The organism is Clostridium lacusfryxellense (assembly GCF_018861735.1).
GTDB lineage: Bacteria > Bacillota > Clostridia > Clostridiales > Clostridiaceae > Clostridium_AD > Clostridium_AD lacusfryxellense.
On sequence record NZ_JAHLEB010000083.1, the window covers coordinates 1 to 13,461 of the forward strand.

At 31.3% G+C, this 13,461-nt stretch carries 6 protein-coding genes and 1 other annotated feature; of the genes, 2 read left to right on the forward strand and 4 right to left on the reverse strand.

Going from position 1 to position 13,461, the window contains the following annotated elements; translation table 11 throughout:
• Positions 1-602 precede the first annotated feature (602 nt).
• Positions 603-842 (forward strand) — a binding site (T-box leader).
• Between the two features lie 67 nt (positions 843-909).
• Complete coding sequence (ileS, locus tag KPL55_RS24175; RefSeq protein ID WP_216309321.1) at positions 910-4,011, forward strand: isoleucine--tRNA ligase; 3,102 nt, start codon at positions 910-912, stop codon at positions 4,009-4,011.
• Positions 4,012-4,124: 113 nt separating this feature from the next.
• Positions 4,125-4,892, forward strand: a complete 768-nt coding sequence (locus KPL55_RS24180; protein ID WP_216309322.1) for a formate/nitrite transporter family protein — start codon at positions 4,125-4,127, stop codon at positions 4,890-4,892.
• Between the two features lie 1,318 nt (positions 4,893-6,210).
• Here KPL55_RS24180 and KPL55_RS24185 read toward each other — a convergent pair.
• From KPL55_RS24185 to KPL55_RS26865, 4 genes are all read right to left on the reverse strand, one after another.
• A complete protein-coding gene (locus KPL55_RS24185; RefSeq protein WP_216309323.1) occupies positions 6,211-6,627 on the reverse strand; it encodes a DUF4279 domain-containing protein in 417 nt (138 codons plus the stop codon).
• A 69-nt stretch (positions 6,628-6,696) separates the two neighbouring features.
• Positions 6,697-12,957 carry a DNRLRE domain-containing protein gene (locus KPL55_RS24190; RefSeq protein ID WP_216309324.1) on the reverse strand — a complete coding sequence of 2,087 codons (6,261 nt, stop codon included), beginning with the start codon at positions 12,955-12,957 and terminating at the stop codon, positions 6,697-6,699.
• Positions 12,958-12,977: 20 nt separating this feature from the next.
• The gene (locus tag KPL55_RS24195) at positions 12,978-13,121 is read right to left on the reverse strand and encodes a hypothetical protein (protein ID WP_216309325.1); all 144 of its coding nucleotides are present in this window, start codon (positions 13,119-13,121) and stop codon (positions 12,978-12,980) included.
• A 96-nt stretch (positions 13,122-13,217) separates the two neighbouring features.
• The gene (locus KPL55_RS26865; RefSeq protein WP_376770507.1) at positions 13,218-13,391 is read right to left on the reverse strand and encodes a tyrosine-type recombinase/integrase; all 174 of its coding nucleotides are present in this window, start codon (positions 13,389-13,391) and stop codon (positions 13,218-13,220) included.
• Positions 13,392-13,461 lie beyond the last annotated feature (70 nt).

The following is a 13,461-nucleotide window of genomic DNA, read 5'->3' on the forward strand; positions in this document are numbered from 1 at the left end:
TCCGCATTACATTTTTTCAAGGGTTCTTTGAGTACTCTTTTTTTTGCACTTTTTGGAGGTTTTCCCAAAAGTTATCCACAATTTTTATTTTAGCATTTCACAAGCCCCTAAGATATATATTTATATTGCTAAAAAGTCACTGAGTGGCTTAATTGACCGTTTTAGGAATTGCATTTTATTATGCATTAAGTAGTTAACTTATTCCTTTTTTATTATTACTTATAATAGAAGATAATTCTTTTTTTTCACACAAGTAAATAATACTTATAAATAAAATGATTTTATTACAAAAATGAAGCTGTGTCAATAGAAAACATCAATAATTATAATTATTCTCAAAAAAATGGTGATATTTTGCAAGTTAAATCAAAAATAATATCATTTATTTATAAAAAGTTAAGTTGCTATACATTTTATAATTTAATTAAATTACAATTTTAACTAATATTATATCATAGATAGCTATAGGATGGGAATATTAAATAATGGAAATGCTATTTATGAACTTAAAAAGAAATTGACAATAAAATACCATTATTATATAATGGTAAGAAGTTCATATTAATTTATAATATATTTATATTATCTAATAATTATGACTAATAAAAGCTTTGATTAGGAAAAGTATTTAGGAAAGAAACTTACAGAGAGTGGGATTCAGTTGAGAGCCCATAGTGAAAACTTAAAGAAAATCACCTAGGAGCCGAGAGCTGAAACTTAGTAAGCTTTTCCGTATTTCTGCGTTAAAGAATAAGGTATAATTGTACTTGAATTTTTATTTATTATGATTGTACTAGAATTTATTATGTAGGTGGTTACGCGAATTTAACTTCGTCCTATTTAGGATGGGGTTTTTTATATTTAAAAAAGGTTTAATTTTAATGGTTAAATAGCGAGAGGAGTTTTATTATGTACAAAAAAAATGACGCTTCAAAAAGCTTTATGGATATGGAAAAAGATACACTTAAACTTTGGAAAGAAAAAGATATTATTCAAAAAAACTTTGATTTAAATAAGGGTGGAGAAGCCTTTACTTTTTATGATGGTCCACCAACAGCTAATGGAAAGCCACATATAGGTCATGTTTTAACAAGAGTTATGAAGGATTTAATTCCAAGATATAAGGTGATGAAAGGCTATAATGTTCTTAGAAAAGCAGGGTGGGATACTCACGGATTACCAGTAGAACTTGAAATAGAGAAGAAACTTGGAATTACTGGGAAGCCTGGAATAGAAGCATACGGAGTAGAAAAGTTTGTAAAGGAATGTAAGGACAGTGTTTTTAGTTACGTTGAAATGTGGAGAGAAATGTCTGAGAGAGTAGGATACTGGATAGATATGGAGCACCCATATGTAACTTATCATAATGATTATATTGAATCAGTTTGGTGGGCATTAAAACAAATGTGGGATAAAGATCTATTATATAAAGGTCATAAGGTTATGCCTTATTGCCCACGCTGTGGAACATCACTATCCTCGCATGAAGTAGCTCAAGGATATAAGGATGTAAAAGAAATGTCAGCATACGTAAAATTCAAAGTAAAAGGTGAAGATAAATTTATACTTGTTTGGACTACCACTCCTTGGACTCTTCCAAGTAATGTAGCTCTTGCAGTTAATAAAAAATATGATTATGTTGAAGCTATCCAAGAAGGTGAGACTTTAATACTCTCAAGAGATTTATTAAGTAAACTTGAGGGAGAATATGAAGTAGTACGTGAATTTAAGGGAGAAGCTCTTCTAGGACTTGAATATGAGCAAATGTTTGATTTTTATACACCTAAGGAAAAAGCCTTCTATATAGTTCACGGAGATTTCGTAACTCTATCAGACGGTACAGGAATAGTTCATATTGCTCCAGCTTATGGTGAAGATGATAACTTGCTTGGTAAAAAATATGATTTGCCACTCATTAATTTAGTTGATGTAGAAGGTAAATTTGTAGAATGTGTAACTCCTTGGAAGGGTATTTTCGTTAAGGATGCCGATGCTAAGATATTAGAAAATTTAAAAGAAAATAATGTCCTATATAAAGCAGAGAAATTTGAACATTCATATCCACACTGCTGGAGATGTGATACACCACTTTTATATTATCCAAGAGAAAGCTGGTTTGTAAGAATGTCTTCAATGAGAGACAAACTTATAGAAAATAACAATAAGGTTAATTGGATGCCGGATAACGTGCGAACTGGTAGAATGGGTAAATTCCTTGAGGGCGTTATAGATTGGAGTATAAGTAGAACAAGATACTGGGGAACTCCACTTCCAATATGGGAATGTGAATGCGGACATAGAGAAATGATAGGAAGCATAGCCGAACTTAATGAAAAAGGAATAGATGTGCCCCAAGGGATAGAGCTTCATAAACCGTATATAGATAACGTACATTTAACTTGCCCAAAATGTGGAAAGTCTATGGATAGGGTAGAAGAAGTTATAGATTGTTGGTTTGATTCAGGATCAATGCCATTTGCGCAACATCATTATCCATTTGAAAATAAAGAATTATTTGAAGCTAATTTTCCAGCTCAATTTATTTCAGAAGCAGTGGATCAAACAAGAGGATGGTTTTATACATTACTTGCTATATCTACAACAGTATTTGATACAAACCCATTTGAGAACTGTATAGTACTTGGCCATGTATTAGATAAAAATGGATTTAAAATGTCTAAACATAAAGGCAATGTGTTAAGTCCGTTTACAGTACTTGAGAATCAAGGAGCTGATGCTTTAAGATGGTATTTTTATACTGCTAGTGCACCATGGTTACCATCAAGATTTTATGAAGGCGCAGTTATCGAAGCTCAAAGAAAGTTCATAGGAACACTTTGGAATGTATACTCATTCTACGTTCTATATGCTGAGATAGATAATTTTGACCCAACTAAATATGAAGACTTTACGTCTGATAATATTATGGATAAATGGATGATGTCAAAACTTAACTCATTAGTAAAAGATATAGATGATCATCTAACAAACTATAGAATAACTCAAGGCGCCCTTGAACTTGAAGATTTTATTGATGAATTATCTAACTGGTATGTAAGACGAAATAGGTCAAGATACTGGGTTGAATCACTTACAGATGATAAGATAGGCGCTTATATGACGCTATATAGAGTTATAACAACATTTGCTAAAATATCTGCACCGTTTATACCATTTATAACAGAAGAACTATATCAAAACCTAGTAGTTGCTTTTGATAAAAATGTACCAGAAAGCATTCATTTATGTGCTTGGCCAGAATATAGAGAGGATCAAGTAGATAAAGCATTAGAAGTAGAAATGGATATGGCATATAAAACTGTTAAACTAGGAAGAAGTGCAAGAAATGCTGCTAATATAAAAAATAGGCAACCGCTTTCTAAAATGCTAGTTAGTTCTAAATCTTTACCAGAATATTATGGTGATATAGTAAGAGAAGAACTTAATATTAAGGAAGTAGAGTTAGGCGCTGACATTTCTAAATATGTTAAATTTGAAATAAAACCTAATTTACCAGTTCTCGGGAAGCCATATGGTAGATTAATACCAGGTATTAAAAAAGCAATAGGAGCTATGAATCAAATGGAACTTGCTCAAACTATAAATAGTGGTGGTATAGTTACTATAGATGTAAATGGAACAGAAATACAACTTAACAGCGAAAAACTACTAGTTACAATGCAAGGACTAGAAGGTTATGCATTTGCTGGAGAAGGTGAGATGGGAGTAGTATTAATTACAAACATCACAGAAGAACTTAAAGAAGAAGGAAATGTACGTGAGATTTTAAGCAAAATTCAAAACATGAGAAAAGAAAGTGGTTTCGAGGTTGCAGATAAAATTAAAATCTACGTTTCTGGGAATGAAATGCTTCAAAATGTTATAAAGAAGTTTGAAGAGCAAATCAAAAAAGATACTTTAGCAATAGAAGTTGTATATAATGCTAAAAGAGAATATACACCAGTTAGGATTAATGGTGAAGATTTAGAATTAGATTTAGAAAAATTATAATTTCATTTAAAAAAATGTATAATAATTTTGGAAAGTGTGTGACAATGGTCACATACTTTTTTTTTATATAATGATACATTGTGATTATACTTTATTTAAGGAGATGATATATTTTGTTTAGTGAAGAAATTAACAAAGTTTCTATATCGGCGGTAAAAAAGTCTGAACTCTTAAAGAAAAGCAAAATGAGGTACCTTACATCATCAGCACTTGCTGGTATTTATGTAGGATTTGGAATTTTATTAATATTTACTATTGGTGGATTATTATCAGCTTCGCAGTCTCCTGCTACAAAAATTGTAATGGGCGCATCCTTTGGAATTGCTTTAAGTCTTGTAATAATGGCAGGCTCTGAGCTTTTTACAGGAAACAATATGACAATGACAATAGGGTCCCTAGAAAAGAAAGTTACATGGCTTGATTCAGCTAATATTTGGATTTATAGCTTTTTAGGGAATTTTGCAGGATCAGTGGCACTTGCAGCAATATTTGTAGGGGCAGGCCTTGCAAAAGGAACTACTGCAGCTTTTATTTTAAAAACATCACAAGCTAAAATGGCAACTCCAAGTATGGAATTATTTTTAAGAGGCATACTTTGTAATATGTTAGTTTGTCTGGCTGTATGGTGCGCTATTAAATTAAAAGAAGAGACAGCTAAACTTATAATGATATTCTGGTGTCTGTTTGCATTTATAACTACAGGATTTGAACATAGCATTGCTAATATGACGTTGCTTTCAGTATCACTAATGGTCCCTCATGGAGCGGCAATTTCAATGGGTGGACTAGCACATAACTTAATATGGGTTACATTAGGTAACTTCGTAGGTGGTGCTGTGTTTATTGGAGCAGCATATTGGTATATATCAAAAGAAAAATAATAGAGGGATTTGTATATCTGGCCTCTAAATGAACTATAAATTTATATTTAATAAATTTTGAGTTCATTTAGGGGCCACATCAGACGAACGAAACATAATAGCCTTTAAAGTCACATTATATGGTGACGAAAAAGCTTAAAAAGAGTTCGTTAAATATACCCATTTTAAACAAACTAATATATATAAATAAAAAAAATAGATAAGGATTGCTAATTGTCTATTTTTGTAACCTTTTATAGCTTATTATTAATAAAATGTATATCAATTATTTTATTAAGTTTTTGTGAAAAGTTTCTCTTCTACCTCACTTCTAATCAACGGATATATTTTAGGATCTGGTGGAAGTTTAACCCGATTTTCATTTTTTGTACTCATTAATTCATCCTCCTTAATTGCATTAATTACTTTATTTTCTATATAAGTAATTAATATTCTTTAATTTTAAAAATTACAAGATAATAGTGAATGAACATATATAATTAGTCCCTATATTTTAAAAGCTACAATTATTAAGAAAAGCTAATAAATAAGTATGAAATAAAATGGAGCATAAAATTTGCTTCTTTTTTATTTATACCTATTCATAGAGTTCGTGTTTGTCCACTAAAATGAACTATGACTATATTACCAGTTATATTTAAGGGTTAAAGGGGATGCTGTACCCAATAGGGAATCCATCGCAAGAGTTATAGTAAGAATTTAATTAAATTTAACTGCAAATTTAACAATGAAGTTTATATAAAAACGAGTGTATCAAAAAACTATAGTTATATGATACATGAATAAATAAAGAAAATAGGTGCCATAAACCCACTCAGTAGGTTGTAAAAGTGTATCATGTAATTTGATATGTTTTATGATACACATTACAATAAAGCTTCTTTGAAGAGATGTACCCTCAAAGTGAAAGTAACTCATTTGACATTGTGTTACTTTCACTTTGTCGATATATTAAAACCTACATCTAATAATATGTACCCATATAATTATCCTATACCTCACTCTTAAATATGTCAGTATATATTATTTTAAAGGTATTTGATAGTATTGAACGCCTCTGTATCTCATAAAAGTCGGGTTTACCATTTTAATTACGATTATTTACGCATATGTATCTTTTTGCTGCCTTTAAATATGATAATATAGTTTAATATTATAAAGCACATAAGTGGTTTGGTCAATCACTTGTGTGCTTTATTTAAGCTCATTTATAAATTTTTTAGGGCATCAATGAGGGAGAATCTTACTTATATTAAATAATCAAATAAGAAGTATTTTTATATCTGCTTTCATAGATTAAATTTATTTTTATGATCAATTAATCCATCTCTACTTGACCCCATGATAGTATAGATATTTCAACTCTCACATTTAAATTAGTCAATCCATTAATAACATATGGTGATAAATCAAATCCGATTTGTGCTAGGTCAGATTGAACAAAACATCTTATGCAAATATCTGAAGTAATGGACAAATCTCTTATGAAATTTTTTGACCCTTTTAATTTATCTAATAATACGTCAAGTGCCATATTTACATTCCCATCTTGTCCTATATTAGAATCATAAATCCATATATCTCTAGGTATTGCATTAGGAGCTAGAGTACTAAAAGCCCCACCCTTTTTATACTTTTTTGATGGCATCATTCCAATATTATTATCAATAGATTTAAAGTCCAGATAATCATTTCCCTTAATAACAAGACTACATTTACCTGATATGTCACCCAAATTAACACTCCTTTCACCTTTATTAAAAATAATTCATTTATTAAGTCAATACCACTTAAACTTCTTTTGCTAACGCCTACCTAGGAATTGTTTTGCTAATGCCTTAAGCAAACCCCAAGATAATGTGCCATTATTAGGTATGCCTGTAGTATGTTTATACTCTTCAACATAACTACCGAAATTTCGTCTCTCTGTATTTGTCATCCTCAATGCTACACCTATTTTTTGAATCATACCTCTATCCTGACAAGCATTATGAACAAGTATACTAGTATTTGACACAAAATAGGTATGCCAATCCTGAACCTCAAAATTATATACTTTTACAGGGATATTTAATTTTTCAATTGCAATTTTTTCTATTTTTATTTCCTTATTTGAAAATAAAAGTAGTTTTTCACCAACCTTTAAATCCCCGGCTTTTACCCATCCTTTACCTACAACGAAAAATGGATGAGTGGTTGTAGTATTTATTTTTTCCCCATCAACTTCAATTTTTACTATACTATTTACTTCTCGAATAAATATATTTTCTACTCTCTTTAGTCCCTTTTCAGCAGTTTGTGGGTTCTCGGAGTATACATAATCTCCAATTTTAATATTTTCTATTGATTTGTGACCATACTCGGTTAAAATCTGCGTTCCACTTGTAAAGCAGGCTCCGCCTAATGTTAATGAACCTAGTACTGAACTCATAATTCGATTTGCTAACTTCGCTACAATTGCTCCGGCATACCATCCAATAGCTGCCCCACCGACTAAACATCCTGCTATAGTTGCAGTTTTCTTCCATCCATGTAAGCCGTAATAATTGGCTATAGCCTTACCGAGTAATGCTCCAAATCCTGCTCCAACTAATGCACCAATTAACGCATGTCCATCTGGATCATAATTATTTACTGGATTGTTCTCACAGTAAGAATAAAGATTATAACTTAGTAACTGTCCAGGATTACCTAAAACCGAATCAGGATTAACAAACCTTCCCCAATCTGCATTATAGTATCTTGATTGAAGATAATATAACGATGTTTCGTTGTCATAGTAATAACCACGATATCTATAAGGATTTTTAACGCCAACAGTTGATGCCAAGCTTCCTGTAGTTGATATTAACTTACCCCACGAATCATAAGTATAGTTTACTACCTCGGTTCCGCTCTTATCAAATAAACCAATAATATCTCTTTGAGCATTTTTTATATAATAGTATTCTACACCATTTAGGCTCATACTTACAAGACTATCAGAACTGTCATACGTATAATATATAATGTCGGTTCCATTGGTTTCATAGGTTACTTTATTTCCCACTAAATGATAGCTAGTTTTAACTCCATTTACTGTCTTGGAGGTTCTTATCCCACTATCATTATATTTGTAACTTATAGCATTACCATTACCAGATAATCCTGCCAGTTTCCTGCCCTCTTCCCATGTATAAGTATTGCCATTATAGGTTAATGGGTTTCCTATGGAGTCATAGGTTATTGCATTTCCATTATAACTTGTTAACTTATCTTTCCAATTTGTATCTCCATATACATAAGGATATGATACTGTTGCAGTCCCTAGAGTACCTGTTGTGTATGGATATTCGGTTTTAACTGTTTTATTACCACCTAAGTCATATGCGCTAGTTATTGTTTTGTTTAATACTTGATTATCTTCTCTTGTAAGTTCATTTAGTTCATTATAGTAATACTTTATTACCTTACTATTCTGAGTACTGGTACTAATATTACCATTTGTATCATAAGTGTAGGAAATTGCATTACCATTATTTGTTATCGAACCTATCTTTTCAGTAGTTGAATCATTTACCCCTGCTGTATACCCATAAGATGTACCGTAGTTTGCGGTTCCAGTATTTACAGTATTGACGGAAAGTCTACCTAACTTATCATAACTTTGACTTATAGTATTTGATGTTGCTCTACTATAAATTATGGAGTTTTGCTTATTATCCTTATCATACCCATAACTTGTATCATAGGTGGTACCATTAATCTTATCAGATATTTTACTATTGTTATTATTGTCATCATAGTTATAGCTTAATATATTTCCTAAGCTATCCTTAAACTGTACTAGTCTATTAGATATATCGTAAAAATATCTATAATTTGTTCCATTTATTAGATCCTTCTGGTATCCAATATTTCCACTAGAATCATACTCGTAGTTATATCTTAATATACCGTTATATTTTTTTGAGGAGACTCTATTTAAACTGTCATAATCACTACTAATCTCCTGCCCATTACCATAGTTTGATTTTAGCAATTTTCCTGTTCTTAGTTCATAACTATTGGTTATTATATTCTGATTTCCAACCGAAACAGTTGTGTTATTTCCGAGAGAATCATATCCAAAGTTATAACTGAATCCATTATTTGTTATTGAACTTATTTTATCATTTAGATAATTATAGATGTTTTTAACTTGCTGTCCATCGGCTGTTTTTGAAACCGATAATAAATCATCTGTATTATTATCATAAGTGTAGGATGTTGTTTTATTATTCGCATCTGTAAAACTGTTTAATAATCCTTTTGTCTCATCCCAATTGTTTTTTAAAATATTGCCACTGCTGTCCGTAGTTGAGTTTATATAATTTCCACTGGCTGTATATGATGTTGATGAGTTTATAAATAATGTGCTGTCGCCTACTTTAGTAGTTAATTTATTGCCGCTACTGTCATATGTAAATGACTGCACTACATTTTCTGCAGTGGTAGTTTTCGTTATATTATGTTTTGAATCATATTCATCATTAGTTGCACTTCCCTTTGGATCTGATGAAGTGATTTGGTCATTTGTGGTATTGTATACGAAATTTGATTTTTGTTTTGCTATATCTGTCGCTGATGAAAGATTGCCATTTGAGTCATAAATATAGCTATCTCCAAATTCCTCCTTGTACAATCTAAAACCATCAAAACATGCTGTATTTGCATTATCGTAATACATTCCATAAACATTAATTGACTGGTATGCTCTATCTGTTTTTATAACACTAGATATATATTGCCAATCATATGCTGCTTTATTAAAAGGTACAGTAATCCACTGCCAAGTTCCGTCTAGCCCTTTAACACCCACAGAAATTGCAAATGAACGGCCAGAAGCTAATGGCACCGAATTAGCCTTTGCCCATCCGCTTAATACAAAAGTATCTCCTAGATTTCCGGATACATTTACAGTCTGACTTATATTTTTATTCTTGCCTGAATCTCCATTTATTTTAAAATAATTCCTATCAATATTTGCACTGGTGTAGTTTGCATCTGCGGACGGATCCATATATGCAAGTGCATCGCTTGCATCGCAATCTATGTTTTTAACCCAGTTAGTGAACGAGCCATTTCTAAAATCTGCATTCTCTATAAGGTTGTACCTGTTTGCAACAGATCCATCCTCAAGCTGGAGGCTGTCAAAATAGGCTGTACCAGTTTCATTTGCAACTGCTGATTTTACAATGACATCAGCAGTTAAGGCATCGGATGGAATTGTAAATGTAACCTCATATCTTGCCCAGTCAATTGTTCCTGAAACATAGGATGAGTTAGCCTCAAGCCATGTTCCGGCACTGTTTTTGTAGTTAATGAGCAAATGTGCGCCCTTACCGCTGTTATTTGATACAGCGTTTGTTTTGATATATCCGGAATAAGTGTAGGTTTTGCCTTTTTCTAAAGTCAATGACTGCTGAATGTAGCTCCTACTACTAATGTTTGTTTTGTTTATCGTAAGTGAACGCTTGCCAATATACTTATCAGCAATGCTAAATCCTCCTGAGCCTGTGGAAGAAGATTCATTTGCATAGCTCCAATCTGTATCATATTCAGCGCTATGATTTTTCAAATAATTTACTGTAGTTTTTTGAATTTTAGAGTCTAGAGTTGTCTTGTTTTTATTAGCGTCATTTGTCTGCTCAGTATACTTAGTATAATTTGCATTTCCTTGAGAATCTCTAGTGCTCACAGTGTTTCCTGAATCATTGAATTGGAAGATATCCTTTCTTTCACTTACATCTGTAAATGAAGTAAGGTTGTTTCCATAAGCAATATTAGATTCATCACCAAGAGTGCCGTCAGTATGAGATTCAAGTACTTTGGTTACCCTGTGGGCTGCTCCAGCATTATATGTATATGTTACTTTATACCCATCATAATTCACTGCGCTAATTAAATTATTATTAGCATCGTAATTATATGTTGTAACTTTACCATCTGGATAAGTTATAGTTTGAAGATTGACTCCATTATACGCAAAACTCGTTCTTCTTCCCGCTGGATCAGTTATTCCAAGCAGATTACCTTGCGCTGTACTATCAAATAATGTTATTCTTCCTGCTCCATCTGTTATTTGTTTTAATACAACTCCATTATAAGTTAATGTTGACGTATTACCATTATTATCTATATTTTTTGATAGGTATCCATTAGATGTGAAAATTAATTGATTTCCACCTTTATCTTTTACAGTATAAGTACTATCAGCATTTAAAGTTAGAGTTATATTTAATCCCGTTTCATCTTTATAAGTGCTTGAAGCTGCATCATAAAAAAAGTAATGTTTTGTCCCATCTTCATCCGTATAACAATAATAATTACTTCCACCAATATTTTCTACGGTAACTTTTTGGTTTAAATTCAGTCTCCAACCATTACCATATCCAAAACCGGTGCTTCTATCGTTGCTATTATACACATGATTTACATTGACAGGCATTTTATTTCCACTCATGCTTAAATCATCGTGTACAAAAGTCAAGTTTCCATTATAATCATTTATATATCCGGTCCCAGCCCTGTTAACCGACTGTGAATGATATGTCCAATAACTCTCAAGCCCTGAATTATTAATATAATTTAATGTTATCTGTGGTCTATATGCCGCATAAGTCGTTGAACAATCTGACGAATAAAACTCATTATATCCCACAGTTTCATCATTGTTCTTAAGCATCAACCCATAATTATTACCTGTGTTGTACCATTCCTTTACAATATTTGTAGCGTTAAAATAAGCGAAGCTATTGGCATCGCCATTAACAAGCTGGTAATCCTGAACTACAGAATCAAATGAAGGAGCATTACTCCAGGTTAATGTACTTGAATCCCAATTACTATTTACTTTATTTACATTTATCTGTCTTGTATTAGTATTAGTAGTGTAAAGTGCTAATTTAAGATCTGCACTTGTAACAATGCTGCCACTTGTTAATGCAGGCAAATCAAATTTTATAAAGCTTCTTGTAACTCCAGATAAAGATCCTTTCCCTACTCCTAATGAAACAGCTGTATAATTGTTTTGACTAGGGTTATTTTGACTTACAAAAGTATCATGTATACTATTTACATCTAAAGATGTGCTTATCGGTGGATCCAATACTACCGGGTATGCTCTACTGCTGTCATTTAACCAGTTGGCATCAGGTTTTAATGTTAATTTGTATCCGTCTTTATTTTCTTCCAATGCAACACCTATATTGTTACTGTTTTCTTTATTTGCATCTATCATAAAAGGTGACTGCATTTCAAAAATTGCTTTCTTTGAATCATTAATATCATAGAAAATTATACTGTTATTCTTTTGAATTTCAGGTTTCAAATTTTTAGCCTTTAGATTAAAGGAAACTTCCCCTACACTGCCTGGCTTATTGATAATAATATTTTCCTTTACTTTATCACTATTGATAATATACTGCAGGTCTATATTGGTAAAAATGTTGTTAAAAGTTACCTGTGAGGCTATATTATCTAAAGTTTTTTTCTTTTCATTTTCTATTAATATAGATTTTGCCACTGCTTTGTTTTTTATATTGTCTTTTTCACTATCTATTTTTATATTAATTTCCTTTTCAATTTGGGTATTTACTGTATTTTGATCTAACGGATTGATTTTTACATCAGATCCATTTGCTTTGTCAACATTCCATTCAACCTCATATTTACCCTTTACAATACTGACTAATTTTTTTGAATCAGCATTTTTATCTATTTTAACTTTATAGTCATTCTCTTTTGTAGATAATACTTTTTTGCTTACATTAATGCCATCACTAACTTCACTTAAAGAATTGTCAATATCCTTCCATAATCCTTTATCCAAGTAATGAACTGGACTTGAATATAATACTGCTTCATAAGTTCCATCATCCTTTAAAAATTGTTTTGTATTCTTTGCCCTTTTTTCTATTATTTCTTTCACTATCTTGCCTGGCCTACCACCACTTCCTGTATCTGCTGTATTACTCACTACCGGATTTGGATTTGTAGTAGATTCAAGTGCAAAAGAATTCGTTGGAAAACAGGCAACCAGCATAATAACTATAAGAAAATTTGCTATTTTATTCGTTTGAATTGTTCGTGGTTAAATTTATTGTTTAATTCTTCTTTAACTTCTGCAACTTTTAATCTTATATTTAATTGATATTCTTTTTTTAATGTTTCTAATTCCTTTTGGTTATCCTGTGATATCTTCTTCATGCCCTTATTCAATTGATTAACATTATCCCTAATGAGATTATCCTTATCGATGTCAATTAAGAATAAAAAAAGGAAGGCATTTTCCTTTTTTACCCTCTACAATAATTGAATATGACCATTAAGAGCTTTTTCTACCTCTTCTGTACGAAGATTAATATATTTTTGTGTAGTTTTTAAGTCTGAATGTTGAAGGAGTTCTCTGACCAGAGCCACATTATAATTATTATTAATATATATCTGAGTGGCAAAATACTTACGAAAGTTATCTATAGGTTAAGCAACAAATACTAGTATTTAAGATAACTTACACGATGTTTATATGTATTACACGTAACTTATT